The 25,310-nt window shown below is 64.4% G+C and carries 25 protein-coding genes; 9 read left to right on the top strand and 16 right to left on the bottom strand.

Annotated features, from left to right (window positions below; genetic code table 11):
* The first annotated feature begins 4 nt into the window (after nucleotides 1-4).
* The 5 genes from BMY84_RS14560 to pyrF are packed head-to-tail and all read left to right on the top strand — an operon-like array spanning nucleotide 5 to nucleotide 4,298.
* Nucleotides 5-889, top strand: a complete 885-nt coding sequence (locus BMY84_RS14560; protein WP_093084936.1) for an SMP-30/gluconolactonase/LRE family protein — start codon at nucleotides 5-7, stop codon at nucleotides 887-889.
* Between the two features lie 25 nt (nucleotides 890-914).
* Entirely contained in the window at nucleotides 915-2,327 is a 1,413-nt protein-coding gene (locus BMY84_RS14555; protein WP_093084783.1) for a sugar porter family MFS transporter, read from the top strand.
* Nucleotides 2,328-2,341: 14 nt separating this feature from the next.
* Entirely contained in the window at nucleotides 2,342-3,214 is an 873-nt protein-coding gene (locus tag BMY84_RS14550; protein WP_093084782.1) for an aldose 1-epimerase, read from the top strand.
* 35 nt (nucleotides 3,215-3,249) lie between these two features.
* Complete coding sequence (locus BMY84_RS14545) at nucleotides 3,250-3,627, top strand: lipopolysaccharide assembly protein LapA domain-containing protein (RefSeq protein ID WP_093084780.1); 378 nt, start codon at nucleotides 3,250-3,252, stop codon at nucleotides 3,625-3,627.
* The gene (pyrF, locus tag BMY84_RS14540; RefSeq protein ID WP_093084779.1) at nucleotides 3,624-4,298 is read left to right on the top strand and encodes an orotidine-5'-phosphate decarboxylase; all 675 of its coding nucleotides are present in this window, start codon (nucleotides 3,624-3,626) and stop codon (nucleotides 4,296-4,298) included. Before BMY84_RS14545 ends, pyrF begins: the two co-directional genes overlap by 4 nt.
* 198 nt (nucleotides 4,299-4,496) lie before the next feature.
* Here the strand turns inward: pyrF and BMY84_RS14535 are convergent, their stop codons facing one another.
* The 7 genes from BMY84_RS14535 to BMY84_RS14505 form a co-directional block, all read right to left on the bottom strand.
* Nucleotides 4,497-4,916 carry an acyl-CoA thioesterase gene (locus tag BMY84_RS14535; protein ID WP_093019995.1) on the bottom strand — a complete coding sequence of 140 codons (420 nt, stop codon included), beginning with the start codon at nucleotides 4,914-4,916 and terminating at the stop codon, nucleotides 4,497-4,499.
* A gap of 209 nt (nucleotides 4,917-5,125) precedes the next feature.
* The gene (locus BMY84_RS14530) at nucleotides 5,126-5,779 is read right to left on the bottom strand and encodes an outer membrane protein (protein WP_093084777.1); all 654 of its coding nucleotides are present in this window, start codon (nucleotides 5,777-5,779) and stop codon (nucleotides 5,126-5,128) included.
* 179 nt (nucleotides 5,780-5,958) lie between these two features.
* A complete protein-coding gene (locus BMY84_RS14525) occupies nucleotides 5,959-7,353 on the bottom strand; it encodes an L-serine ammonia-lyase (protein ID WP_093084775.1) in 1,395 nt (464 codons plus the stop codon).
* Nucleotide 7,354: 1 nt separating this feature from the next.
* Nucleotides 7,355-11,551: a translocation/assembly module TamB domain-containing protein gene (locus BMY84_RS14520; RefSeq protein WP_093084774.1), complete on the bottom strand. Its 4,197-nt coding sequence runs from the start codon at nucleotides 11,549-11,551 to the stop codon at nucleotides 7,355-7,357.
* Entirely contained in the window at nucleotides 11,551-13,632 is a 2,082-nt protein-coding gene (locus BMY84_RS14515; RefSeq protein ID WP_093084772.1) for an autotransporter assembly complex protein TamA, read from the bottom strand. Before BMY84_RS14515 ends, BMY84_RS14520 begins: the two co-directional genes overlap by 1 nt.
* Nucleotides 13,633-13,708: 76 nt before the next feature.
* Entirely contained in the window at nucleotides 13,709-14,191 is a 483-nt protein-coding gene (locus tag BMY84_RS14510) for a DUF1465 family protein (protein WP_093084771.1), read from the bottom strand.
* A 127-nt stretch (nucleotides 14,192-14,318) separates the two neighbouring features.
* Nucleotides 14,319-14,498 carry a YdcH family protein gene (locus BMY84_RS14505; protein ID WP_093084935.1) on the bottom strand — a complete coding sequence of 60 codons (180 nt, stop codon included), beginning with the start codon at nucleotides 14,496-14,498 and terminating at the stop codon, nucleotides 14,319-14,321.
* Nucleotides 14,499-14,687: 189 nt separating this feature from the next.
* Between BMY84_RS14505 and BMY84_RS14500 the strand changes: the two genes are divergently transcribed.
* Nucleotides 14,688-14,846: a YdcH family protein gene (locus BMY84_RS14500; RefSeq protein WP_083952561.1), complete on the top strand. Its 159-nt coding sequence runs from the start codon at nucleotides 14,688-14,690 to the stop codon at nucleotides 14,844-14,846.
* A 260-nt stretch (nucleotides 14,847-15,106) separates the two neighbouring features.
* On the opposite strand, the gene BMY84_RS14495 is transcribed toward BMY84_RS14500, so the two are convergent.
* From BMY84_RS14495 to BMY84_RS14475, 6 genes are all read right to left on the bottom strand, one after another.
* On the bottom strand, nucleotides 15,107-15,475 hold the full coding sequence (locus BMY84_RS14495; RefSeq protein WP_093084769.1) for a PilZ domain-containing protein: 369 nt from the start codon (nucleotides 15,473-15,475) through the stop codon (nucleotides 15,107-15,109).
* A 67-nt stretch (nucleotides 15,476-15,542) separates the two neighbouring features.
* A complete protein-coding gene (gene dksA / locus BMY84_RS14490; protein ID WP_093019981.1) occupies nucleotides 15,543-16,007 on the bottom strand; it encodes an RNA polymerase-binding protein DksA in 465 nt (154 codons plus the stop codon).
* A 278-nt stretch (nucleotides 16,008-16,285) separates the two neighbouring features.
* Nucleotides 16,286-16,486 (bottom strand): hypothetical protein, encoded by a 201-nt coding sequence (locus BMY84_RS30125; protein ID WP_143075053.1) that lies wholly within the window; start codon nucleotides 16,484-16,486, stop codon nucleotides 16,286-16,288.
* Between the two features lie 87 nt (nucleotides 16,487-16,573).
* The gene (locus BMY84_RS14485) at nucleotides 16,574-17,107 is read right to left on the bottom strand and encodes a hypothetical protein (RefSeq protein ID WP_256215260.1); all 534 of its coding nucleotides are present in this window, start codon (nucleotides 17,105-17,107) and stop codon (nucleotides 16,574-16,576) included.
* A 6-nt stretch (nucleotides 17,108-17,113) separates the two neighbouring features.
* Nucleotides 17,114-17,455: a hypothetical protein gene (locus tag BMY84_RS14480; RefSeq protein WP_256215259.1), complete on the bottom strand. Its 342-nt coding sequence runs from the start codon at nucleotides 17,453-17,455 to the stop codon at nucleotides 17,114-17,116.
* Nucleotides 17,456-17,570: 115 nt separating this feature from the next.
* Entirely contained in the window at nucleotides 17,571-18,008 is a 438-nt protein-coding gene (locus BMY84_RS14475) for a host attachment family protein (RefSeq protein WP_093084768.1), read from the bottom strand.
* Nucleotides 18,009-18,102: 94 nt separating this feature from the next.
* Here BMY84_RS14475 and serS point away from each other — a divergent pair, with 94 nt between their 5' ends.
* Entirely contained in the window at nucleotides 18,103-19,380 is a 1,278-nt protein-coding gene (serS, locus tag BMY84_RS14470; protein WP_093084767.1) for a serine--tRNA ligase, read from the top strand.
* 182 nt (nucleotides 19,381-19,562) lie between these two features.
* On the opposite strand, the gene BMY84_RS30120 is transcribed toward serS, so the two are convergent.
* The 3 genes from BMY84_RS30120 to BMY84_RS14455 all read right to left on the bottom strand — a co-directional run bounded on the left by BMY84_RS30120 (nucleotide 19,563) and on the right by BMY84_RS14455 (nucleotide 22,731).
* Nucleotides 19,563-20,492, bottom strand: coding sequence for an SHOCT domain-containing protein (locus BMY84_RS30120; RefSeq protein WP_093084766.1), 930 nt, complete (start codon nucleotides 20,490-20,492; stop codon nucleotides 19,563-19,565).
* 246 nt (nucleotides 20,493-20,738) lie between these two features.
* Complete coding sequence (locus BMY84_RS14460; RefSeq protein ID WP_093084765.1) at nucleotides 20,739-22,175, bottom strand: DEAD/DEAH box helicase; 1,437 nt, start codon at nucleotides 22,173-22,175, stop codon at nucleotides 20,739-20,741.
* 121 nt (nucleotides 22,176-22,296) lie between these two features.
* Nucleotides 22,297-22,731, bottom strand: a complete 435-nt coding sequence (locus BMY84_RS14455) for a hypothetical protein (protein ID WP_093084763.1) — start codon at nucleotides 22,729-22,731, stop codon at nucleotides 22,297-22,299.
* 79 nt (nucleotides 22,732-22,810) lie between these two features.
* On the opposite strand from BMY84_RS14455, the gene BMY84_RS14450 reads away from it, so the two are divergent.
* Together BMY84_RS14450 and BMY84_RS14445 are read left to right on the top strand one after the other, a co-directional pair.
* A complete protein-coding gene (locus BMY84_RS14450; RefSeq protein ID WP_093084762.1) occupies nucleotides 22,811-24,250 on the top strand; it encodes an FAD-binding oxidoreductase in 1,440 nt (479 codons plus the stop codon).
* 128 nt (nucleotides 24,251-24,378) lie between these two features.
* Complete coding sequence (locus BMY84_RS14445; RefSeq protein ID WP_093084930.1) at nucleotides 24,379-25,167, top strand: SapC family protein; 789 nt, start codon at nucleotides 24,379-24,381, stop codon at nucleotides 25,165-25,167.
* Nucleotides 25,168-25,310: the final 143 nt, after the last annotated feature.

Genomic DNA, 25,310 nt, shown 5'->3' with positions numbered 1-25,310 from the left:
CGTCATGACGGTCGATCTGTCCACCGCGCCGCAAAGCGTCCTGTCGGTCGGCGCGACGCTGGGCGAAGGCCCGGTCTGGGTCGCGCGCGACGCGGCGCTGTGGTTCGTCGATATCAAGGCGCATCGCATCCACCGCTATGATCCGGCGATCGACGTCGGGCAAAGCTGGGCCGCGCCCGGTCAGGTGGGATGGATAGCGCCCACCGACGACGGCCTGTTTGCCGTCGGCCTGCAATCGGGCGTGCATCGCTTCGACCCCGTGCAGGCTAGCTTCACGCTGATCCATGCCCCCGAAGCGCATCTGCCGGGCAATCGCCAGAATGACGCCTGCGTCGCGCCGGACGGTGCGCTGTGGTTCGGATCGATGGATGACGCGGAGGAAGCCGATAGCGGCTATTTCTACCGCTTCCACAAAGGCGTCTGCGTCGAAGCGGGCCTACCCTGCGTATCGATCACCAACGGCCCGGCGCTGTCGCCGGACGGACGCACGCTCTATCACACCGACACGCTGGGCAAGCGCATCTGGCGTACCCAGCTGGAGCAGGACGGATCGGTCGGGAACACGACCCTGTTCACCAAGATAGAAGAGGGTGCGGGCTATCCCGACGGTCCCACCGTGGACGCCGAAGGCTGCCTGTGGACCGGCCTGTTCGGCGGATGGGCGGTGCGCCGCTATGATCCGGCGGGCAAGCTGATGCGCGAAATCCGCTTTCCCGTGGCCAACATCACCAAGATCGCCTTTGGCGGTCCGGACCTCAAGACCGCCTATGCGACGACGGCGCGCAAGGGGCTGGATATGACAGCGTTGACAAAGCAGCCTCTGGCAGGCGATCTGTTCGCCTTCGATCCCGGCGTCGCGGGGCTGCCAGGGCATATCGCAACGATATAATGAGAGATTTGGAAGGAACGCTATAATGAGTGAGGGGAGCGCCGAGAGGGTCAATATGGCCTTCATCGCCGCGATTGTCGCCGTCGCGACGATCGGTGGCTTCATGTTCGGCTATGATTCGGGCGTCATCAACGGCACGCAGAAGGGGCTGGAAGCCGCCTTCGATCTGGGCAAGCTAGGCATCGGCGTGAATGTCGGCGCGATTCTGGTCGGCTCTTCGATCGGCGCGTTCGGCGCGGGCCGCATGGCTGACATCATTGGCCGACGCGGCGTGATGATGCTCGCCGCCATCCTCTTCCTCGTCAGCGCGCTGGTCGCCGGCGCGGCCGGCTCCTCCGCCATCTTCATCATCGCCCGCATCATCGGCGGTCTGGGCGTGGGCGCAGCCAGCGTCATTTCGCCCGTCTATATCTCCGAAGTCACCCCCGCCAATGTGCGCGGACGCCTGTCGTCGGTGCAGCAGGTGATGATCATTTCCGGCCTGACCGGCGCCTTCGTCGCTAATTTCGTGCTGGCCCGCTATGCCGGTGGTTCGACCGCGCCGCTGTGGCTGGACTTCCCGGCCTGGCGCTGGATGTTCTGGTTGCAGGCGATCCCGGCCGCCATCTATTTCCTTGCCCTGCTCGTCATTCCCGAAAGCCCCCGCTATCTGGTCGCACGCGGACATGACAAGCGCGCGCTGGACGTCCTCACCCGCCTGTTCGGGCCGCAGGAAGCCGCGCGCAAAGTGACCGAAATCCGCGCCAGCCTGGCCGCCGATCATCATCGCCCGAAGCTGTCGGACCTGATCAGCAAGACCACGGGCAAGATCCGCCCGATCGTGTGGACCGGCATTGGCCTTGCCGTCTTCCAGCAGCTGGTCGGCATCAATGTCGTCTTCTATTATGGCGCGACCCTGTGGGAAGCCGTCGGCTTTTCGGAAGATAATGCGCTTCAGATCAACATCCTCTCGGGCGTGCTGTCGATCGGCGCGTGCCTGGGCACCATCATGCTGGTGGACAAGATCGGTCGCAAGCCGCTGCTGCTGATCGGATCGGCCGGCATGGCCGTGACGCTGGCGGTGGTCGCCTATGCCTTCTCCACCGCCGTCACCGGCGCGGATGGCGGCGTCGTGCTGCCGGGCCATAACGGCCTGATGGCGCTGATCGCGGCCAACCTTTATGTGATCTTCTTCAACCTCAGCTGGGGTCCGATCATGTGGGTGATGCTGGGCGAAATGTTCCCGAACCAGATTCGCGGATCGGGTCTGGCGGTCGCGGGCTTTGCCCAGTGGATCGCCAACGCCGCCATTTCGGTCAGCTTCCCCTCGCTCGCCGTGTCGCCGGGGCTGGTCGTCACCTATACCGGCTATGCGCTGTTCGCGGCGATCAGCTTCTTCTTCGTCCGCGCCATGGTACATGAAACCAAGGGCCGCGAGCTTGAGGATATGGTCGGCTGAGCAAGCATATCATCATGTTGAAGGCGGGAGGGCTGGAAGCAGCCCTCTCCCCCACGGTCGGCGGATCGCTGCTCTGGCTGGCGCTGGATGGCGTCGACCTGCTGCGCCGCGCGCCTGCCGACGCTGCCGATCCGCTGGCGATGGCCAGTTTCCCGCTCGTCCCCTATGCCAATCGCATAGCGGACGGGCGGTTCGCCTTTGACGGGCAGCATTATCAGCTACCGCTCAACTTCGGCGATCACCCGCACAGCATCCATGGCTTTGGCTGGCAGACGATGTGGACAGCGGTCGAGACAGACGATGCCTCCACCCGCCTGATCCACGAACATCCGGGTGACGCAGGCTGGCCCTGGCCCTATCGGGCGGAACAGCATGTCGCGCTGACGCTCTCGCACCTGTCCATGTCGCTGTCTCTCACCAATATCGGTGACGCGCCGATGCCGGCAGGCCTTGGCTTCCATCCCTATTTTCTGGCCGATGCGGAGACGACGCTGCGCTTCGATGCGCGCGGCCTGTGGCTTTCGACGCCCGACATGCTGCCTGACCGGGAAGCGCCCGCCGATGCGCTGGGCGACTGGTCGCAGTCCGCGATTGTTCGCGGCGACACGCTGGTCGACAATGCTTATACCGGCTGGACCGGCCCGGCGGTGGTCGATCGTGGCGACGGGCTGCGCCTGACGGTTGACGCCACGGGCGCCGACTATCTGCATGTCTATCGCCCGCCCGGCAGCATCGATTTCTGTCTGGAACCGGTCAGCCATATGCCCGACGCGATCAACCGGGGCGGCATGGCCGTGCTGCCCGCCGGCGCGACGGCGCATCTGTCCATGACCATCGCCATCGACAAAATCCATCCGGCGCTTTCGAAATCGGCTGCAATCGCCTAAGCTGCCCGAAAGCAGCAGCAAGGGGTTTCAAGCCTATGCAATTTTTGCGGACAGCCTTCTGGGTCGTCATCGCCGTGGGGCTCGCCTTCTTCTGCATGGCGAATTATGTCCCCGTGACCGTGCGCCTATGGGGCGACATGGTGATGGAAACCAAATTGCCCGTCCTGCTGATCGGCGCATTCCTGCTGGGCGCCCTGCCCTTCTGGATCATGGCGCGGGCCACCCGCTGGCGCCTGAAGCGTCGGCTGGACAGCAGCGAACGGGCGCTCGCCGCCGCGACCGCAGCAGCAGCATCCCCGCCGCCAGCGCCGACACCAGCGCCGACCCTGGCCTCTCTGGCGCCGGAACAGCCCGCCATTGCGGCGATTACGGACTCCCATACCCCCAATTCCAGCCTTACAGGACCAGCATGAGCAGCCCCATCTATGTCGCCATCGACACGCCCGACCTGAGCAAGGCGCAGACGCTTGCCGGGCAGGTGAAGCATCATGTCGGCGGGCTGAAGCTGGGCCTCGAATTTTTCTGCGCCAACGGCCATCATGGCGTGCATGAGATGATGAAGTTCGGCCTGCCGATCTTCCTCGACCTCAAACTGCACGACATTCCCAATACGGTGGCCAAGGCGGTGCAGGCGCTGCACATGCTGGAACCGGCGGTGCTGACCGTCCATGCCGCCGGTGGCCGCGCCATGCTGGAGGATGCGAAGGCGGCGGCGGGCGTGAATACGAAGGTGGTCGCCGTGACCGTGCTGACCAGCCTGGACGATGGCGACCTGCTGGACATTGGCGTAGGCGGCAAGGCGGAGGATCAGGTCCGTCGGCTGGCCGATCTGGCGCAGAGCGCCGGGCTGGACGGCATCGTCTGCTCCGGCGCGGAAGTGGCGATCGCCAAGGCGGCCTGGAATGGCGGCTATTTCGTGGTGCCCGGCGTGCGCCCGACCGGCGGCGCGATGGGCGACCAGAAGCGCGCCGTGACCCCGCGCGAGGCGCTGGACCGGGGCGCATCGATGCTGGTGATCGGCCGCCCGATCAGCCAGGCGGAAAATCCCGACATGGCCGCGCGGGAGATTGAGGCGACGCTGTAGGGGGGATTGGTCAAATTCCCTCTCCCGCCGGGAGAGGGAGGGAGCCGTGCGAAGCACGGCGGAAGGGTGAGGGCAAAGGTCGCGCCTTGCATCACCCTCATTTTCCCACTCGGCTGCGCCGAGCGGGGCTCTTCCTCTCCCGATGGGAGAAGAAATTAGGCTCGCTTTCCGCCGTTCAAACCATAAGCCGCCCGTCGATCAGGCGCGCTCTTCGCCCTCATCTCCGGGGAAGAAATGCTGGATCACTTCCCGCGTCAGCCGGGCAGGGCGCAGGCTGCTGGCATCGACGCAGCACCAACTGGATTTGACCTCGGCCAGCACTTCCTCGCCCCGGCGGATCACGGTTTCGTAGAAGGCACGGGCGCCCTGCACCTTTTCCAGCAGGACGGTGGCGATCACTTCGTCGTCGAGGAAAGTGGGCTTGCGATAGGTGATTTCATGCTTGAGCGCGACCCACAGATGCTGGGCGACCGCTTCGGCCGGGGCCAGCGCGCGCCAATGGTCCAGCACGGCATTCTGCACCCATTTCAGGTAGCTGGCATTGTTGACATGACCCATGAAGTCGATGTCTTCGGGGTCGATGCCGACCGGATACAGGTGGGGAATCGCGTTACTCACAAGGATGTAAATAGCATCCCCGCAAGCGGGCAGATAGGGGGCATCGGCGTGACGACGGAAAAAGGGGCCGATCGCATGACCGGCCCCTTCCCCCTCGACCTGTACTTTGCACCCTTCAGTCTGCTCCGTTCCCCGTCCGGCCAGCGCGCGAGAGCGTTCTCGACAGACCCGGAGCGAACGGGGGTAGTGCAGACTAAAGGCGCGATGCCTTAGAAACGCCAGCCGATGCTGCCGACGACCTGATGGCGATCGGTGTCGATGCCGAATTCGCTGCTGGTCGATCCATCAGCGAAATTGATGTGAGCATCCTCATATTTGGAATAGCGATATTCCACCTTGGCGAAGGTGTTGGCGTTGATCGCCCGTTCCACGCCCGCACCAATGCGCCAGCCGTCCAGCTTGAAAGCGGTGTCGGTCGTCTCGTCGGTGTCGCCGGCCAGCACGTCCAGCTTGGTGTTGGTATAGCCGCCCTTCACATAGACGAGCGTCTGCGGGTTGGCGAGGATACCGGCGCGCGCACCGATATAGAGGTCGCGGCCCTGCTTCACGCGGCCGAAACCGAACTGGTCGGAAAAGTCGCTACGGCTGCTCTTGGCGGTGGAGTCGGTATATTCGCCTTCGACACCGACGACCGCGCTGCCCAGGTTCATGTCATAGCCTGCGCCGATACCGTAAAGCAGACCATCGATATTCTGATCGTCATTGCCATTGTCATTATCGACATCGCTGCCGGCGCCGGTACGGTCATAGCCTAGGATTGCTTCGACGCGGGGACCGGTGAAGGTCGGCGCGGGGTCCTGTGCCAGCGCGGGGGTGGCGACGGTTGCGCCGGCCAGAAGGGTTGCGACCATCAACTTACGCATAACAGATACTCCGTTCGTCATTCTCTCCCCTTTCGACGGGGTGAGGCGATGAAGCCGGAGCGGCCATCTTTGTTTCATGAACGCCAGATAAACAATTGATTATGTGGCATTAATGACACGAAATCGCCTCTGCTCGTCTTGCATATGTGTTGTCGAAGCGATGAAGCGAAGGAACCGATTCAGCACTCCACCACATTGACGGCAAGGCCGCCGAGCGAAGTTTCCTTGTAGCGGCTGGCCATGTCCTCACCCGTCTGGCGCATGGTTTCGATCACCGCGTCCAGGCTGACGATATGGCGGCCGTCGCCCTGAAGCGCGAGATAGGCGGCATTGATCGCCTTGACCGCGCCCATCGTATTGCGTTCGATACAGGGGATCTGGACCAGCCCGCCGATCGGATCGCAGGTGAGGCCAAGATTATGTTCCATGCCGATTTCGGCGGCATTTTCGATCTGCTGGTTGGTACCGCCCAGCACCGCGGCCAGCCCGGCCGCCGCCATGGAACAGGCGACGCCGACCTCCCCCTGACAGCCCATTTCGGCGGCGGAGATGGAGGCGCGCTTCTTGTAAAGGAAGCCGATCGCGGCGGCGGTGAGCAGGAAGCGACGCTCGCCATCGTGATCCGCGCCGGGCACAAAGCGGCGATAATAGTGCAGAACCGCCGGGATCACACCCGCCGCGCCATTGGTGGGCGCAGTGACGACCCGGCCGCCTGCTGCATTTTCCTCGTTCACCGCCAGCGCGAACAGGCTGACCCATTCGAAGATCTGGGCGGGCCCCAGCGCATCCTGTTGCAAGCGCAAGCGCTGATGGATGGCGCGGGCGCGACGGCGGACCTTCAATCCACCAGGTAGAAGGCCTTCCTGTTCCAGTCCCCGATCGATGGAGGCGGACATGGCATCGATCACGCTGTCGAGAAAGCCGTCGGTTTCCGCCTGTACGCGCCAGGCGCCCTCGTTGCGCAGAACCAGAGTTGCGATCGACAGGCCGCTGGCCTCCCCCTGCGCCAGCATTTCGACACCGGAGGAGAAGGGATAGGGCTGCACCACATTATGGCCGAGCGGGGCATTGTCGCTGACCGGCACGACACCGGGTAGGACAGCGCCGCCGCCGATCGAATAATAGTCGCGCACCAGCGGCTCCGCCCGGCCCGGCAGCCAGGCGGTAAAGCGCATGCCGTTGCTGTGCGCTTCCAGAAATTCGCCCATGCGGAACAGCAGGTCGCGATCCTCCTCGAACGCAACCCAATGGTCCAGGGCGCTGCCGGCACGGATGCGGCGATCGTCGCGAATGGCGGCCAATATGGCGGGAATGGCGTCCGGATCGACGCTTTCGGGGCGATAGCCCGACAGGCCGAGCAGGATGGCGCTGTCGGTGGCGTGGCCCCGGCCGGTCAGGGCCAACGACCCGAACAATTCGCACTGGACCCGGTCGGGATGAGACGGCAGCGTGTCCATGAACATCAGCGCAGCGCGCATCGGCCCGACGGTGTGCGAGCTGGACGGACCTATGCCGATGGTGAACAGGTCCATCACGCTGATCGCGGTGGCGGCGTCGATACGGCTTTTGGTCACATCAATAATCCTTGGACACCCGCACGTTGGCGCTCTGGCGCCCCAATGTGGAGATCGCCCCTAGCAGCGACAGCCAGCGAGTCACCTGATATTCCATCCGGGTCGCACTATAGCCCTGTCCGTCGGTGATCAGTTCCACATAGGTTTTGCGGGTCAGATATTTGCCCGCCGCGATCGATGTCCCCTGCCCCTGGGTTGGATCGGCGGCGATGATGCGCAGCCGGTCCAGCCCGGCCGCCTTGCGCACCGCATTGATCGGGTCCAGCCCGCCATTGCCCTGAAGCGAACCCACCGCCGATGCCAGCTGCAACGCTTCGGGTGCGGACAGGCTGGTGATCGAAGTGCCGAACAGGATGCGCGAGAGCAGCTCGTCCTGCGGCAGGGCGGGCGTGCTGCTGAAGGTGATGTCGGGCTTGAGGCCGGTGCCGCCGACATGGATGGTCGCGCTCAGATCGCTGACGTCCGCCTCCGCATCGATATCGAGCGTGGGATTGACCGGGGTGCGGCCATCAAACTGGATCTTGCCTTCGCGCAGGTCGAAACGGCGACCGGCGAAGTCATAGGTGCCCTTGAGCAGATCGGCCGTGCCCGCCAGCGCAGGATTGGTCACCGACCCGCCAATGTCCAGATTGGCGCGCCATTCGCTTTCGATGCCCAGCCCCGTCACGGTCAGGCGATTGCGCGCCCGTGCCTTGATGGCGAGCGTCCAGGGCGTAACGGCCCGCGCGCGTTCGATTTCGTCGCCGGCGCGGTTGACCTCTATCACGCGCAGTTCCGGGATTTCGGCGACGGCGGCGGCGCGGCCCATGGTGAAGCGGCTCTTGTTGAGCGTCAGGTCGCCGCCGATCGTGCCGCCCACCCCGTCGGAGCGGATGGTAATCGGCCCGGTGACGGTCGCGGCGATATCGTCCCGCTCCAGCAGCGCGGCATTATCCGCCTGAAGCGACAGGTCCATGCCGACGCCCGCGATACCGTTGAAGGTAAAGCGACCGGTGCCGTTCACCGTCCCGCCATTTTGCGCGCTGGCTGCAAAGCTGGAAATGACGAGTTGCGCGCCGGAGAAGCGCCCCCGCGCCTTGACGCCGTTCAGCCGCATGCCCGTGACCGGACTGTTGATCGTCGCATTATCGGTGGTGAAGGTGCCGGTGATCGCCGGTTCGCCCAGCGTGCCGCGCATGTCGGCCGATACGGCGACCGGGCCGCCAATGTCGACAATCTCCACGCCCACCAGGCGCCATAGTGTGTCAGCGGTGCCATTATAGCGCAACTGGGCGAAGAAGGGCGCCTTGTTCAGCCGGTCGACCAGATTGCCGTCGCTGACCAGCGGATTGAGCAGGGCCTGCGCCTGTCCGATCGTCTTGCCATCCGACACGAAGACCATGCGCGTCGCCAGCCGATCCGGCGACAGGATCGCGTTGACGCCGACATCGACCGGACGGGAACTGAGCGACAGGCCGGAACGGGACAGGCCACGGATGCGCAGTTCCGCCTTGCCGGTTGGCAGGCCACCGCGCGGCTGCACATAGCTGAGCGATCCGGTTGCCATGCCGCCCAGCCCCAGATTGTCATAGGCGATGTCGAGCAGCGACAGCGGCAGCTTCTGCATCCGCGCCTCGACATGGGTCGACGCGGCACCCAGTTCGCCGGCCAGTTGCAGCGACCCGCCGGCATAGCTGATGGTTGCGGGCGACAAGCGCCAGCCATCTTCGGTTCGCGTCAGCAGAGCCGCCCGGTCGAGCCGGATGGGGCGCTTGTCGATGGTGCCACCGGCCGACAGGCGGATGCGGTTGGGCTCCACCTGCGCTTCGCCCTGAAGATCGAAGATGCGGCCCCGCTGCCCTGCCAGGCTGCCGCGTATCTTGCCCTTGCCATCGACCAGTTCGGCATTGGCGGCGAAGCGGCCGAGCAGCACGCCGCCCACGCGCAGCCCACGCGCCTGCGCGGTAGCCGTGACGGTCGTGCCGTCGGGATCGAGCAGGATCGTGCCGTTGAGGGTACCGCGCCGCATTGCGATAACGGTCGGCCCTTCGAAACTGGCATCGTTCGCGTTGAGTTGAAGCTGGACCTGCTGGACATCATTGATCGGCTTGAAACCGATATAGCCCGTGACCGGGCCGTTGACCGCCAGTTGTCCGTCCAGCCCGCCATTGATCGGCCGGATATCACCGCTGGCGGTGACGCCCGACACGGCCAGATTGGCGACGCGCACCACCGCCTGCCCACCGGGCGGCAGCAGGATCACGCCCCGGCCGACGAAAGGCCCAAGCGTCGATCCGCCATTGGCGACATAGCTATAGCCATTGGCGTCGGGGATCAGATGCGCCTTCACATCGCGCAGGCCCAGCGCATCCATCGGCCGTTGCAGCAGCAGGTCGATGGTGGGATGTTCGATCATGCCATCGAGCGTGAGTTGCAGCGGACCGTAGCGCTGATGTCGGCCGCTCGCTTCCAGATGCAGCGTCTGGTCGGGATGGCGCAGCCCGCGACCGGTCAGCGTAAGAAGCGGCGAATCCAGCGTCAGATTGGTCAGCGCCAGTTCGCCGCCCTTCAGCAATTCCAGCCCGCCGCGCACCGTCGGTAGGCCGCCGCCCAGCGATCGCAAAAATTCATTGTCCAGCCGCCGCACCCGCGCCAGCGCAGTGCCGGTGAGGCCAAAAGCGCCATCGGTGCGCGGCACAGCACGCAGGCGGGAGGTCAGGTCGACGATGCCAAGGCCGCGAATGAACAGATTGGTCAGTTGCCCGTCCAGGCCGATATCATAGCGGCCGGTCTTGAGATCGGCGGTCGCCACCAGCTTGCCGCGCAGCTTGTCTGACCGGAAGGGCATGGGATTGCTGACGATCTGCTGCCCCTTGAGTTGCAGCACGCCATCAATCTGGAAATTGCGGACGATGCCTTCGATCAGGTCGCCCTGCCCGTCCAGACGGCGCGCGCGCAGCTTGACCGGGATCAGTGCCGGCCCCTTGCCGGCGCGGCCTTTGCCTTCGGCGCGGACGTCATGGATGACGGTCTTTTCGAAGGCGATCTGCTTGGCGGTGAGCAGATATTCATAGCCCAGCGCGGAGAACGGGCCGTCCAGCCGGACCTTTGCGCTGATATCGCTGCCACGCATCGTCTTGAGCAGGGCCTGCGGTCGCGCGAGCTTCAACGTCAGCAGCATATTGTCGAGCGCATTGTTGCGCAGGTCGATCGCCCCGTCCGCGCCCAGATCGAAGGCGGAGGATTGCAGCATGACATGGCCGTCGATCACCCGGTCGACCATCGTGCCATTGGCGCGGACCATCAGGCGCGGATCGGCCATGCGGCGGAGCAGGCCGTTGCCCGATATCGCCGCGCCCTCGATCGAACCCCGCGCGGAATAGGCGCCGCTGCGCGCGGTCAGCGTGAAATCGGCGGCGGGCACGGCATCCAGCGTGGCGGAAAGGCGCCCATCCCAGCGGCTCCAGCTACCCTTGCCGCCGATGCGCAGATTGGCCGCCTGCTTCAGCCCCGCCATCGCCGCCAGCACGCCGCCCTTGGGCGCGTTGACCGTGACGTCGAGCGAGAAGCGATCCTTGTCCGGGCGGCTATCCAGCGCGATCGTCAGCGCGTCTCCGCCGTCCAGCGTGCGTGCCGTCAGATCGATGATCGCCCGGCCGCCGCGCACATCGGCATCGCCCGCCATGGTCGCGACCTGCGCCCGGCCAGCGATGGCCGGGGCGACATCGAGCCGACCAACGGAAAATTGCATCAGCCGAATGTCGAAGCCCGGCAGGATCGGCCCCTGCCGCTGGGTGGGGTTGAGCTTGGGCAATTTGCGCAGGGTCGCGCGCGGGATCACCAGACGGTCGATGTCCAGCCGGTTCGACATCCAGGCGAAGGGCCACCAGTCCAGTTCCACGCGCGGCGCGTCCAGAAACACGCCCTTGGGATCGGACAGCGCCAGATTGTGCAGGACCAGCTTGCGATAGATGCTGCCATCGATCCGGTCGACGCGAATGCGCAGGCCCGACACGGGCTTGATCGTGGCGATACGCGAGGCAAGGAAACGGTGGCCGGGCGTAGTATCGAGCCAGACGAGGGCGCCGACGACGATCAGGAGCAGGCTGGCGATAATCCCCAGCAGCCAGCGCTGCCAGCGCCCGTCCCAGGCCCGGCGGGGGCGTGGCGCGGCCGGCGGTGGCGGCACGGGCGGGGTCGGGATCGCGTCCTCCGCCATCAGAAGGCCTGCCCCAGCGAGACATAGACGGCGACCTTCGGATCGCCCGACTGGGGATTGATCGGCGTGCCGACATCGACGCGGATCGGCCCGAAACTGCTATAATAGCGCACGCCCATGCCCGCGCCGACGCGCAGGTCACGGAAGCGCGGCAGGAAGCTGGTCGAGATATTGCCAGCATCGACAAAGGGCACGACGCCGAAATTGCCGAAGCGGACGCGGGTTTCCAGCGAGAATTCGGCCAGACTCTTGCCGCCGACCGGATCGTCATCCTCGCCGTAACGCGGGCCGATCGCCTGATAGCCATAGCCGCGCACCGATGCGCCGCCACCGGCATAGAAGCGGCGGGACGGCGCAATCTGCTCGACGCTCGACCCCAGGATCGTGCCGAAGCGGGTGCGGGCGGCCACGACGACGCGATCGCTCACCGGCTGATAAACGCTGGCGTCGACCTGCACGCGGGTATAACCGAAGGTCTGGTTCTGGAAGGAAAGTTCGGGGCTGACGCGGGCGCCCAGACGGAAGCCCTTGCTGGGATTGAGCAGATCGTCGCTGCCGTCATAGGTGAGGCTGACCGGCACGGCGCCGATCAGGAAGGTGCGGCGTGCGCCGCCGCTGAAGGCATCGGCTTCGTCCGACGCGATCAGTTCCCCGCCGAAGCGCCAGACCCATTTCTTCTGGAACAGGATATTGCTCTGCCGCTCGATCGAGCCGGACAGGGTGATGGTGCGCGCATCATAGGCGTCCCGCTTGATATTGCTGATCGACACCAGGCCGGTCAGCACATTGTCGCGCCGTTTGAAATTATTGCGACGATAGGTAAAGGAGCCGGTCTGTTCCTGCGTACCCAGCACGCCGCGCACCGTCGCCGAGCCTTCGGGCGGGAAGAGATTGCGATGTTGCCAGCTCACTTCGGCGCGATAACCTTCGCCCGTGCCATATCCCAGTTCGCCCGCGATGGTGCGCAGCGGTGCGGGGCGCAGGCCGACGTCCAGATCGACATGCTCGCCATCGCCCGCATCCTTGGGCGTCAGGCTGACCGAAGAGACGAGGCCGGTGGCGACGATCGCCCGGCGCAAATCCTCGACATCGGAGGCCATATAGGGATCGCCCGGATCGAAACGAGCGATTTCCTGCACATGATGTGCGTCGAACAGCGTGTCGTCCGCCATCTTGATCGCGCCGAAGCGGCGGAAACCGCCGGGCGTGACGATGACGTCCAGATCGCCCTTGCGCTCCTCATGGTCGATCCGCACTTCGGGTTCGTCCACCCTGGCGAAGGGGAAGCCGCTTTCGGCGAGCTTGGTCGCCAGCGCATCGCGCCCGGCCAATATCTTGTCGGCATCGACCGGATCGCCGGCCTTCGGCGGGAAGGCTGCACGCAGATCGGCTTCGCGTTCGGCGGTTTCGGCCAAGCCGCTGACTTCGACGGAATCGAGCAGATACTGGGTGCCGGGCACGATGTCGAAAGTGACGGACAGGCGGTCGCTGCCCGGTGGAGGCGCGGCGACGGCGCTGCGAATGCGGGCCGCATAAAAGCCCTTGGCGCGCAGCAGCCGGTCGAGCAGTTCGCCATCTTCCTTCATGCGCCGGTTGATCTGGGCGAGGTTGGCGGACTTGCCCTGCCCCTGCCGCAGGACCGACAATTCATCGAAGCGCAGCGTGAATTGCGCGTCGGCGATCGCATCTATGCCGGTCAACTGGACCGTGTAGCGCCGTTCTTCCCCGGCATCAGTGAAACCGACATTGTCTTCGGGCGGAGCGACATCCGGTTCGGTCGTTGCGGGCGCCTCAACCTGCTGGGCGGGCTCCGCGCCGGGCGTTGGCGCGGCGGGAGCCTGCGCATCAACAGGATCTTCGGGCAAGGGGGTGACGGTGTCGGGCTGGCCCATGTCCGGCCAGTCGACGCCGATATCGGGCATCGCTTCCAGCGACTGAGTGGGATCGGGCGCGGCTTCCGCCGACGCAGGCTGCTGCGCCCGCGCGACACAGGGGGCAGTCAACAGCAACGGCGCAAGGAGAAGCCGAGCGGTGTGCGGGCAGCCTGAAACGCGGCGTCTGATCCGCAAACCATCGGTCATACCACTGGTCTAGCCCAACTTTGCGCGCCAAAGCCAGCCCGGAAGCGTCCAGTCGGCGTCAAAACTCCGCCAAATGTCAGAAAGCGCCGCTCAACCGATCCAACAGGGCGCGTGCCGGGCTGGCACCGGCCTGATCCCCCCCCTGCCCCGTCATCAGGTCCATCCGATCCTGAAGCCGGGCGACGCGGTCGTACAGTTCCTGGCTCGCCTCGATCAGGGCACGGGCGGTAAAGGGGAAACTGCCTGCCAGTTCGGCATCGGTCTGGGTCGCGCGGCCGAGCCTATATTTCTCGTCCACCAGATCTGCATCGCCAATCTCGCCGCGCTGCCAGGCCCGCTGGCTGAGCAGCCAGGCGATTATGTGCATCAACCGGGTCGTGACCTTGAGCGATTCGCAGGCGAAAGCCACGCGACGCAAAGGGTCGTTACCGCCATCGTCCAGCGAGTCACTGCCGTCGAAATAGGTGCGCGCCTCATCCGCCATCACCATGGCTTCCAGATAGAGGCCGTCGACCAGACGGCGATGAAGGCCAGGATCAAGAAAGGCAGCGTTCCGCATCCCGCGTTGCTGCCATATTTTTGCAAATTTGTCAGGCCTGTTAGCTGGCGCGAAATGGCCACCGGGACACGCAATGTCCCATTTGGGATCGGTTAGCGGGCCGTTAACCGGAAATTGCGGAAGCCGTTCAGGCGATGATGTCCGGAACCAGCGAATCTTCCAGCGAGGCAATCTCGTCCCGCAAGCGCAGCTTGCGCTTCTTGAACCGTGCGATTTGCATCTGGTCGCCGCCGCCCGTTTCCGCAAGAGCCGCGATCGCGCTGTCGAGATCGCGATGCTCCACCCGCAGCAATTCCAGACGGCGCATGATGTCTTCCCGGCTCACCGCGCCCATTGCCTCCCTGACCTGCGCTCGAACCGCCCTGATAGCCGGGCAGGACCGCGCGGGCCATCGCAAATTTGCGGGCGGCCCATCGCAAAGCGCGAATCACCGCAAGACAAGCCATCCGAATCATGATCTACTTTGTCGTCCATCACCCCTCGTAAGGAGAATGTCATGGAAAACAGCCACGTTTCAGCTCTTTCAGCAAAGCATGCCGGCCTTGAGGCCCGAATCAAGGCGGAATCGAGTCGGCCCATGCCCGACGCCATCCTGGTAGCATCGCTCAAAAAGCAGAAATTGCGGTTGAAAGAGGAGATGGCAGCGCAACACTGACATCCATGTTGCGTGCTGGGAGGAGGTCAGGATCCGGCGGCGCAGACCGCCGATCCGACCCTTCCGGTCGCTAGAGCATTCCGCCCAAAAGTGGAAACCGGTTTGGGCAGAAGACGATGCCAAAACAAGAATCTAGGGCGCGCTATTTGCGTCGGATTTAACGCAGCGCTCGCTAATGCCGTGGCGTCAGCAAAGACGAAGCAAGCCCCCGAAGACCGGATGGTCGCGGGGCTTTTATTGTGCCTAAAGCGAAAAACGGTTTAGCGGCGCGGCGCCTGCATCTGGTGCACGCGCAGATAATCGGGCACGCCCTGTCCCTTACCACTTACCGGCTTGCGGGCGAGTTGGGGATCGATCGCTTCGTCGAAGGCCATGCCGATCTTGTCTTCCCGCGACCACGCGATGGTCCCGGCGACTTGCCCGACGCCACGCAAATCGCAAATGACACGGGCACCGACGGCAATGGCTCGCTCACAATCCGCCATCAGGCCGGTGGCCGACAGGTTGCGGATGCGTGCCTTGCCGAGCTCCGCGCCTTCCGGCGTGCAGAGGGTGGTCAGGAGAAACAGGCTGTCGCGCGGCGCGGCGCGTGCCGGCCCCCGATCAGAAATATCCCGTTCTTCGTCCATGAACTAACCCGCGACTAAATGATATCCGAATGATCACCATCCTAATCGCGGGGTGGTGGACAAAGCGTTAATCGTCGCGGGATATCTTTTCCTGCCGCTCGTGCCGCTCCTGCGCTTCGACAGTCATGGTCGCGATCGGCCGAGCCTCCAGCCGACCCAGCGAAATGGGCTCGCCGGTAACTTCGCAATAACCATATTCGCCGTCATCGATACGGCGCAGCGCGGAGTCGATCTTCGAGATCAGCTTGCGCTGGCGATCGCGGGTGCGCAGTTCGATCGACCAGTCGGTTTCGCTCGACGCGCGATCGTTGAGGTCAGGTTCGCGCAGCGGTTCATTTTGCAGCACCGCCAGCGTACCTTCCGCTTCGGCGAGGATCTGCTTCTTCCAGTCCCACAGGCGCTGGCGGAAATATTCCAGCTGCAAGGGATTCATGAACTCTTCGTCAGGCGACGGCCGATAGTCGGCGGGAAGCGTTACAGTCGATTTGGGCGGCTTTTCGCCGTCTTTATCGGAATTCAGCACCGATGCCATCTGGCTCTCCGACTCGAAAGGCCCCAGCGCTTATAATGTCCGGGCGCCCATGACTTGATTGTGCGCGCCTCATAGCCATCGGGGCAGACCGACACAAGCGGGCAATCTACTCGCCGCCGCCTAGAACTGTGTGTTTTTGCAGCAAGATCGGCCTTCGCGGCCGAGTCCGGCAAATCACGGGTGGTCGAAAAGCTAAACAAGGTTAATTTATCCTGCCGATCGCCTGCGTACCAATGTGGGACGTTAACCATATTCCTTCAAGCAAAGGAAGGATTTCCCTAGACTTGAAAGGCGGAATCAGGGTTAACAGACTTGCGATTAACCGTTTGTTTTGCGTTATTACGTACGGGAAGTTCCTCAACCGCATCCGGCCACAAACCGGCGGCGGCCCAGGGGTAAACAAGAATAAGAGTGGATCCTATGTCGGTACGGATGGCATTGGCTAAATTATGCGCCTGCACTTGCGGCGGGGCGATCATTGGCGGCGGCGCCGTCCATGTGGCCGAAAACGCGCGTCCGGCTGTGGTCCACAGCTATAAGAGCATGAAGGCGGCGCCCAAGAAGCGCTATGCCGTGCGCACCGTGAAGCGCAAGGTCGTGAAGACGGTCCAGACGGTGAAGACCGTTACGCCGGCGCAGGTCGTGACCGTCACCAGCCAGCCCGCGCCTATCCCCCTGCCCCCGGCCGAAATGCCGGTAATGTCGGGCGGTGGCGGATCGGTGCCGGTCGTGATGGGCGGTGGCGGCGGCTTTGGCGGCGGTGGCTTTATCGGCGGCTTCTTCGGCGGCGGTGGCGGCGGGAGCGGCGGTTCGGTCGTGATCTCCTCGACCAGCAGCTCCACCGGCGGCATCAGCAGCTCGACCAGCTCGACCACGGGTGGCGTCTCCACGTCGACCGGTGGCGTGTCGACCTCCACTGGCGGCGTTTCCACGTCGACGGGTGGTGTTTCCACCTCCACCGGCGGTGTTTCGACTTCGTCGGGGGTCAGCTCCAGCTCGTCTTCCTCGTCCAGTTCCAGTTCGTCCTCTTCTTCCTCGTCCAGCTCGTCTTCGAGCAGCTCGGGCGGATCGAGCGGCGGCAAGCCGCACAAGCCCGACAAGCCGGATCATTCCAGCTCCGGGTCCAGCGGTTCCAGCGGCAGTTCGGGATCGAGCGGCAGCAGCGGGTCGAGTGGCAGTTCCGGGTCGAGCGGATCGAGCAGCAGCTCGTCTTCCTCCTCGTCCAGCGGCAGCTCTTCGTCTTCGGGCGGCTCGTCCAGCTTCGGCAGCACGGGCAGCAGCACCGGGTCGAGCGGCAGTTCCTCCTCCTCGTCGAGCAGCAGTTCTTCGAGCAGTTCCTCTTCCAGCAGCTCGAGCGGGGGCTCGAGCAGCACCGGTGGCACCGACGTTCCGGCACCGCCCATGGTGCTTCTGTTCGGTGCGGCGGCGGTCGCGCTGATCGCCCGCAAGCGCTTTGCTGATCGCAAGGCGCAGGCTGCGGCCTGACGGCGAATACTACGGACAGAAAAATGGGGCGGTCCGATATTCGGGCCGCCCTCTTTTTTGGGCTTTGGGCTGCGCAGCTTAGCTGGCGGTGATCAGCTTTTCGATTTCGGGTACGGGATGGTTGGTCAGATCCTTGGCAATCTCTCCCACCAGCCGGTCGCGCACTTCCTTGTGCAGATGCTTGCGCATTTCGCCGAGCGCCGTCGGCGGCGCGACGATGATCAGCTTTTCATAATCCTGCGCGAAGGCGCGTTGCTTGAGCAGGTCGGCGGCCTGAGCGGCAAAGCGTTGCTCCTCCAGTTCGTGAAAGTTGTTTTCGCCCATCGTGCCGGATGCGGTGCCGGTGGAGGAAGACTGCCCCGCCCGGTCGGATGCCTGTTCCAGATGGGACGGATTATCCTGCACCCTGACCGCTTCCGCCTCCAGTTGCGGGAAGGCGGAATCGCCCTTGTTCCGGAAGAAGAGCAGCTTGCGCCCGTCCGCCACCAATATCATCGCGTCATGATCGATCTGCATCGCCGTCTCCTTTTGCATTATCGGTGATGACAGACCAACGGACGGCAGCGCACAGGGTTGCGCGGCCCGTCGCACAGCGGCATAGGGCTGACCCATGCACGACATCCGCTTCCTCCGCGAAAACCCCGCCGCCTTCGACGCCGCCCTCGCCCGGCGCGGCCTGTCGCCGCTGTCCGCCGAGATATTGGCGATCGACGAGAAGAGCCGCGCCATCAAGACCCAGTTGCAGCAGGGCCAGGCCCGCCGCAACGAGGCGAGCAAGCTGATCGGCCAGGCTATGGCGGCCAAGGATATGGAAAAGGCCGAGGCGCTGAAGGCCGAGGTCGCCGCGCTGAAGGAAAGCATGCCGGCGCTGGAAGCGGACGATCGCGAAACGAGCGAGGCGCTGACCGCCATATTGGCCGCCATCCCCAACCTGCCGGCCGACGATGTGCCGCAGGGCGCGGACGAAGCGGACAATGTGGAACTGAGCCGCTGGGGCACGGTGCGCATCTTCGATTTCGCGCCGCAGGACCATGCCGATTTTGGGCCGGCGCTGGGGCTGGATTTCGAGGGCGGCGCGCGGCTGTCGGGCGCGCGCTTCACCGCGCTGCGCGGGCAGATGGCGCGGCTGCATCGGGCGCTGGCGCAGTTCATGCTGGACACGCAGACCGCCACCAACGGCTATGAAGAGACGATCGTCCCACTGCTGGTGAAGGATGAGGCGCTGTTCGGTACGGGGCAGCTGCCCAAATTTGCCGAAGACCTGTTCAAGACGACCGATAGCCGCTGGCTGATCCCGACGGCGGAGGTCAGCCTGACCAATCTGGTGAACGACCAGATCGTGCCGGTCGACAGCCTGCCGCTGCGGCTGACTGCCCTGACCCCCTGCTTCCGGTCGGAGGCAGGCTCTGCCGGGCGCGACACGCGCGGTTTCATTCGCCAGCATCAGTTCGAGAAGGTTGAACTGGTCGCCATCTGTGCGCCGGAAGACTCTGCCGCCGAGCATGAGCGCATGGCCGCGGCGGCCGAGGGCATCTTGCAGGCGCTGAACCTGCCCTATCGCAAGATGCTGCTGTGCACCGGCGACATGGGCTTTGGCGCGCGCAAGACCTATGATCTGGAAGTCTGGCTGCCGAGCCAGGATACCTATCGCGAGATCAGTTCCGTCTCCAACTGCGGCGACTTCCAGGCGCGGCGGATGAACGCCCGGTTCAAGCCGGAAGGATCGAAGCAGACCGTCTTCCTGCACACGCTGAACGGGTCGGGGCTGGCGGTGGGACGCACGCTGGTCGCGGTGCTGGAGAATTACCAGCAGGCCGATGGCAGCGTGACCGTGCCGGACGCGCTGCTTCCCTATATGAGCGGGATCACCCGGCTGGACCCGAAATAAGCGCGACCTGCGGGGGTGGCCGGAGGGTCGCCCCTGTTGGATTCGTCGCGCTTAACTTCGCATATTTCCCGTAAATCCTGTTCTTTTCGAACATAAGTTGGAAATTTTCTTTCCAACAGCGGATCAGCATGTCGTGATCATCCCTTAGCAAAGGGCGTGCGGATAGGACAGGTGAACGCCCCTCACCCGCCGCAGGGCAATCCCCAGTCCTGCTTGTTGGCGGGGACGAATTTGCCCTGCCGCTTCCCATAATGTTCCGTTCGGTTGACGGAGCCGGTGACGATGACATCGAAGCCCTTGTCCCTGACGACATTGGCGATCCGACCTTCCAGTTCGCAGGCCTTGCGCGGATTATCGTCAGAGATCGCCCCGGCGTCGCTATAGCCCGTGCCGATCAGGTCCGATGTGATCGGCCCTTCTGGCCGAAGCTCCGTGATGGTCGCGCCTAATTCCGTGACGCCCTGCCCGGTATAGCCGCCCGACGCATAGATGGCGGGATTGGCGGTGAAGCGGTTGGTGATGTCCCAGTCCGACGGGCCAGCGCCCCATCCCCAGCCCGACACGGCTTCGGGATAGGCGGCGCGCACGACTGTCTTCCCCTGATCCTCCGCCAGATAATAGACGCTGAGGAAGCCGGTGCAGGCGTGGCAGCCATCCTTCATTTCAAGGGTGGCGATCAGCGCCGGGCCGAAGGGCAGGTCCACGATCCGGACGGGCGTAATGGTGAAGGCTTCGCCCTCCACCGTCTGCACGAAGGGACGGCGATGGCTGGTCGCCGCCTCAAACGCGCGGGCCAGACGTTCCGCCGGGGCGAGTGGCGGCGTGGTGGCGACCGGCGCAGGCGGCGTGAGGACGGGCTGCGGCGTGGTGGGGTGTGGCGTGGTGGGGTGTGGCGGCGCAACCGAGGTCGACCATTGGCCCGGCACCAGCCATGCGCCGATGACCAGCAGGGCGGCGATGCCCAGCACGCCCGCGCCGATGATCAGCGGCCAGCGGGTCGATCCGGCGGAGAGCAGCTTGCGCTTCTCCTCCGCAAATTCCGCGTCGGTCAGCACGCCCGCTGCGCGCAGTTCCTCCAGCTTCGTCAGGCGATCGATATTGTCCGGCTTCATGCCCCACCCCTGCCTATTAGGGTATGATGATATCTGTATGAGTCGTCATTTCGAGCGCAGCGAAGCAATCCACGATGTACCACTGGATTGCTTCGCTGCGCTCGAAATGACGCCGTCGGATCAGAACAATGTCATCACAATCCAACCCGATCATGCCGGGTCCAGCGGCAGGCTGCAACGAAAGAGGCACCCCCGATCCTGTCAGGGGTGCCTCTCAAATCCTTACCGCCGATGCGGAAGATAGTATCAGCCGATGAAGCCGACCGACAGGAAGTGGGGAACGGGGCCGTTCCAGCCATCGTCCGGGCCATCGTCCACCGGATCGCGGCGACGCTGTGGCGGGGGCGTGCGATCCTTGCGTTCAGTGCGGGGACGGTCTTCGCGCGGACGATCGTCGCGGGCACGTGCCGCCGGACGTTCTTCGTTGCGATCCTCACGAGCACGTTCGGCCGGACGATCTTCCCGGCGCTTGTCGTCACGCGGCTTTTCTTCGCGGCGGGCGGGCTTGCGGTCGCGGCTTTCGCTGCGGCGGCTGTCCTGCGGCGCTTCCTCCTCACGGCCCGATCCACCCGGCAACGGGGCATAGGCGATCTTGGTGCCGATCAGCTTCTGGATATTGTCGATCGCCTCGGCATCCGCCTCGGTCACGAACGTATAGGCGACGCCGGTCGCGCCGGCCCGTCCGGTGCGGCCGATACGGTGGACATAATCGTCCGGGTGCCAGGGCGCGTCGAAGTTGAAGACGTGGCTGACGCCCTTGATATCCAGACCGCGCGCCGCGACATCCGACGCGACGAGGATGTTGACGGTGCCGTCGCGGAAGCGTTCCAGTTCGGCGATGCGCGACGACTGGTCGATGTCGCCGTGAATCTCGCCCGAACGGAAGCCCTGCCGTTGCAGCGCCTTGTTGAGATCACGCACGGTCGTCTTGCGGTTGCAGAAGACGACGGCGCTGGTCACGTCCGCCACGCGCAACATGTCGCACAGGGCGTCGCGCTTCTTGCGCGAATCGACCTTCACCAGATGCTGGACGATATTGGTGGAGGCGGTCGCGGGGCGTGCCACCTCGATCGACTTGGGATTGGACAGGAAGCGGTCGGCCAGCTTCTTGATCACCGGCGGCATGGTCGCGGAGAAGAGCAAAGTCTGGCGCTGCGCCGGCAGCTTGGTGCAGATTTCCTCGATATCCGGGATGAAACCCATGTCGAGCATCCGGTCGGCTTCGTCGATGACCAGCATGTTGCAGCCGTTGAGCAGGATTTTGCCCCGCTGGAACAGGTCCATCAGGCGGCCCGGCGTCGCGATCAGCACGTCGACGCCCTTTTCCAGCGCCTTGATCTGATCGCCCATCTGCACGCCGCCGATCAGCAGCGCCATGGAGAGCTTGTGATACTTGCCGTATTTCTCGAAATTCTCCGCAACCTGGGCGGCGAGTTCGCGGGTCGGCTCCAGGATCAGGCTGCGCGGCATCAGCGCGCGGGCGCGGCCATGGGCGAGAATGTCGATCATCGGCAGCACGAAGCTGGCGGTCTTGCCCGTCCCCGTCTGGGCGATGCCGATGATATCCTTCATCATCAGCACGGGGGGGATCGCCTGCGCCTGAATCGGCGTCGGCGTGTCATAACCGGATTCGGTTACGGCCCTGAGCAATTCGTCGGAAAGGCCGAGATCGGCAAAAGTCATTCATATGTCCGGACAGGAGGTGGCCGACATGCGCGTCCGCATGCAGGAAATCGGCCGCGCATTGCGGAAATATCGGCCACTTGTCAAGAAATTCGCGTATTTTGCCGCCTATAGAGAAGGATCAATCCTCTTCGTCGATCGGGATCAGGCGACGGAAGCTGTCGATCCCGCAGCTAAGGCCGCTGCGCGCCTGCAATTCGTCGCGGCCCGAACAAAGCGAACCGTCATCATCCGGTTCGACATAGAAGCCGGAATAGAAGCCATCGGAGTCGCAGCCCTTTTCCAGCCGGGCGCGATAGCGATGATTGTCCGCGAGAATCAGGTCAACGCCATTGCCGACGACGATGCTGGCCCCGCGAATCGAGCGGAGAGCCACGCAGCGCGGCCCTTTTTTTTCTTCCCAAGCCTGCTGATCTTCCGGCGCGGGACGGGCGGGCGCCCTGCCCTTTTTCGCCATCGGCACGCGGATGATGATGCGCTGCTGAATCGTGAGCTGCGCCATTTGCACAGGCTCAGCGCCGGACGCGATCAGCAGCAGCAGAACGGATGGAAGCAAGTCGAACCCCTTTTTGGGACTGGCACGCTATCGCCCAAAGGTTGAACCGTCGATGAATTCCGGGGCATAGCATCGTCCCATGATAGAACAGCAGCATATCGACAGCTTCATCGCCCTGCTCGGCCCCAAGGGGGTCGTGACCGATCCGGACGACATCAGCCCATGGACCAGCGACTGGCGCGGGCGATATCATGGCGCGACCGTGGCAATCCTTTCCCCCGCATCGACGCAGGAGGTTGCCGACACCGTGAAGCTGGCGGCGGAACTGGACATCGCGCTGGTGCCGCAGGGCGGCAACACGTCGATGGTGGGGGGCGCGACGCCGCCGGCCGATGGCAGCGCGCTGATCCTGTCGCTGCGGCGGATGAACCATATTCGCAGCCTCTCTCCCGACGACAATCTGGCGCTGTGCGAGGCTGGCGTGATTCTGAGCGTGCTGCATGACGCGGCCGAGGCGGCGGGACGGCGCTTTCCGCTGAGCCTGGGGGCAAAAGGCTCCGCCACGGTCGGGGGGCTGGTGTCCACCAATGCGGGCGGGACGCAGGTGCTGCGCCATGGGACGATGCGGGCGCTGGTCGAAGGGATCGAGGCGGTTCTGCCCGACGGCAGCATCTTCGACGGGCTGGATGCGCTGAAGAAGGATAATCGCGGCTATGACATCAAGCAGTTGCTGATCGGGGCGGAAGGGACGCTGGGCGTCGTCACCGCCGCGTCGCTGCGGCTGGTGCCGGCGATCGCCGCGCGGGCGGTAGGCTGGGTCGGGGTGGAGACGCCGGCCGATGCGCTGCGGCTGCTGCGGCTGACCGAGGAAAAGCTCGGCGACAGTGTCGAGGGGTTCGAGGTGATCGCCAACGACACGCTGGGCTTCGTGCTGGGGCATATTCCGGGCACGCGCTCGCCGATCGAGACGCGCACGCCCTGGCATGTGCTGATCGAGGTGGATCATGCCGACCTGTCCGATCCCTCCCCTGCCGAGCGGCTGGAAGGGGCGCTGGCCGAGGCGTTCGAACGGGGAATCGCGATCGATGCCGCCATCGCCGCGAACGAAGCGCAGGCCGAAGCCTTCTGGCGCATCCGCGAATCGCTGTCGGAATCGGAGCGGGCGCAGGGGCCTGCGCTGCAATATGATATCAGCGTGCCGGTGGCGAAGATGCCCGCCTTCATGATCGAGGCCGCCGCCGCCGCCGAAGCGACCTTCCCCGGCACGACGGCCTCCTCCTTCGGCCATTTGGGCGACGGCAATGTCCATTTCCATGTTCGCGCGCCCAAGGGGACGAGCGATGGACCGGCCTGGATCGCGGCACAGGGGCAGGCGATCAACGCCTTCGTCCATGATGCGGTGGTCGCGGCGGGCGGCTCCATCTCGGCGGAACATGGCATCGGCCAGATGAAGCGGACGGAACTCGGCCGACTTGCCGGGCCGGCGCGAATCGGCGCGCTGCGCGCGATCAAGGCAGCGTTCGATCCCAAGGGGCTGTTCAATCCTGGCAAGCTCATTCCGCTACCCGGCGAAGGCTGATCATGGGGCAGGTGCGCCGCTGACAAAGCGATTGCGCATGGCCCGCAAGGCCTATATCGCCCTGCCCCAAAGTTGCGACCTGCGGCGTGCCCCAAAACACGTCGCCTTATGAGAGAATGGACCTGACCATGGCCAGCGCGCCCGTGAACACTCTGCCGATCTTCTACAACGACCTGCTGCCGCTGAGCAGTGTCGACCATATCGACCATAAGGTGAAGCCGGCGGATGCGGCCCCCTTCCTGGTGTCGCAGCATGCCGTTCCGCTGACCATCGACGAATTCGTGCCGGCCCAGCGTTTTGCGCCGATCATCTTTTCGGCCGGTGCCGATTCCGTGCCGCTGCTGCTGATGGGCCTCAATGAAGGTGTGAACATCTTCGTGGACGACGAAGGCAAGCTGCGCGGTCCGGCCTATGTCCCGGCCTATGTCCGCCGCTATCCCTGGATGCTGGCCAAGCTGCGCCCGGAAAGCGACGAATTGTCGCTCTGCTTCGACCCCACCAGCCCGACGATCGGCGCGGGTGAAGAAGGCCAGCCGCTGTTCGTGGACGGCAAGCCGAGCGAACTGACGCAGGGCGTGCTGAAATTCTGCGAGGATTTCGAACAGGCTGCGGCCCGCACCGGCCAGTTCGTGAAGGACCTTCAGGAAATGGACCTGCTGATGGACGGCGAAGTGTCGATCCAGACGCCGATCGCCGAGCAGCCCTTCGTCTATCGCGGTTTCAAGATGATCAACGAGGAAAAGCTGCGTGACCTGCGCGGCGATCAACTCCGCAAGATCAACCAGAACGGTATGCTGCCGCTGATCTATGCCCATCTCTTCTCGCTCCAGCTGATGCGCGAAATCTTCGAAGGTCAGGTCGGCCAGGGCAAGGGCCCGATCGCCGTGCCCGCCGCGCCGGAGCCGGTTGAAGCCTGAATGAGAAGTTAACCCGAACGGTTTGAAAAATTTGATGGAAGGCAGGCCGCGCCCCTCTTGCAAGGGGATGCGACCTGCCCTATCTATCAAATATATGGCGCACCTGCCCCCCTTTCGGGTGTGTCATATGGGCGTCTCCCCCT

The organism is Sphingobium sp. AP50, assembly GCF_900109095.1.
Lineage (GTDB): Bacteria > Pseudomonadota > Alphaproteobacteria > Sphingomonadales > Sphingomonadaceae > Sphingobium.
The sequence above is the reverse complement of the archived record's forward strand: the minus strand, read 5'-3'. Positions and strand labels throughout refer to the sequence as shown.

Bases quoted from the DNA above. Each gene is read 5' to 3' on its own strand.
- BMY84_RS14560 (WP_093084936.1), top strand. From the start codon at position 5: ATGACGGTCGATCTGTCCACCGCGCCGCAAAGCGTCCTGTCGGTCGGC.
- BMY84_RS14555 (WP_093084783.1), top strand. From the start codon at position 915: ATGAGTGAGGGGAGCGCCGAGAGGGTCAATATGGCCTTCATCGCCGCG.
- BMY84_RS14550 (WP_093084782.1), top strand. From the start codon at position 2,342: ATGTTGAAGGCGGGAGGGCTGGAAGCAGCCCTCTCCCCCACGGTCGGC.
- BMY84_RS14545 (WP_093084780.1), top strand. From the start codon at position 3,250: ATGCAATTTTTGCGGACAGCCTTCTGGGTCGTCATCGCCGTGGGGCTC.
- pyrF (WP_093084779.1), top strand. From the start codon at position 3,624: ATGAGCAGCCCCATCTATGTCGCCATCGACACGCCCGACCTGAGCAAG.
- BMY84_RS14530 (WP_093084777.1), bottom strand. From the start codon at position 5,779: ATGCGTAAGTTGATGGTCGCAACCCTTCTGGCCGGCGCAACCGTCGCC.
- BMY84_RS14520 (WP_093084774.1), bottom strand. From the start codon at position 11,551: ATGGCGGAGGACGCGATCCCGACCCCGCCCGTGCCGCCACCGCCGGCC.
- BMY84_RS14515 (WP_093084772.1), bottom strand. From the start codon at position 13,632: ATGACCGATGGTTTGCGGATCAGACGCCGCGTTTCAGGCTGCCCGCAC.
- BMY84_RS14510 (WP_093084771.1), bottom strand. From the start codon at position 14,191: ATGCGGAACGCTGCCTTTCTTGATCCTGGCCTTCATCGCCGTCTGGTC.
- BMY84_RS14505 (WP_093084935.1), bottom strand. From the start codon at position 14,498: ATGCGCCGTCTGGAATTGCTGCGGGTGGAGCATCGCGATCTCGACAGC.
- BMY84_RS14500 (WP_083952561.1), top strand. From the start codon at position 14,688: ATGGAAAACAGCCACGTTTCAGCTCTTTCAGCAAAGCATGCCGGCCTT.
- BMY84_RS14495 (WP_093084769.1), bottom strand. From the start codon at position 15,475: ATGGACGAAGAACGGGATATTTCTGATCGGGGGCCGGCACGCGCCGCG.
- dksA (WP_093019981.1), bottom strand. From the start codon at position 16,007: ATGGCATCGGTGCTGAATTCCGATAAAGACGGCGAAAAGCCGCCCAAA.
- BMY84_RS30125 (WP_143075053.1), bottom strand. From the start codon at position 16,486: ATGATCGCCCCGCCGCAAGTGCAGGCGCATAATTTAGCCAATGCCATC.
- BMY84_RS14475 (WP_093084768.1), bottom strand. From the start codon at position 18,008: ATGCAGATCGATCATGACGCGATGATATTGGTGGCGGACGGGCGCAAG.
- serS (WP_093084767.1), top strand. From the start codon at position 18,103: ATGCACGACATCCGCTTCCTCCGCGAAAACCCCGCCGCCTTCGACGCC.
- BMY84_RS30120 (WP_093084766.1), bottom strand. From the start codon at position 20,492: ATGAAGCCGGACAATATCGATCGCCTGACGAAGCTGGAGGAACTGCGC.
- BMY84_RS14460 (WP_093084765.1), bottom strand. From the start codon at position 22,175: ATGACTTTTGCCGATCTCGGCCTTTCCGACGAATTGCTCAGGGCCGTA.
- BMY84_RS14450 (WP_093084762.1), top strand. From the start codon at position 22,811: ATGATAGAACAGCAGCATATCGACAGCTTCATCGCCCTGCTCGGCCCC.
- BMY84_RS14445 (WP_093084930.1), top strand. From the start codon at position 24,379: ATGGCCAGCGCGCCCGTGAACACTCTGCCGATCTTCTACAACGACCTG.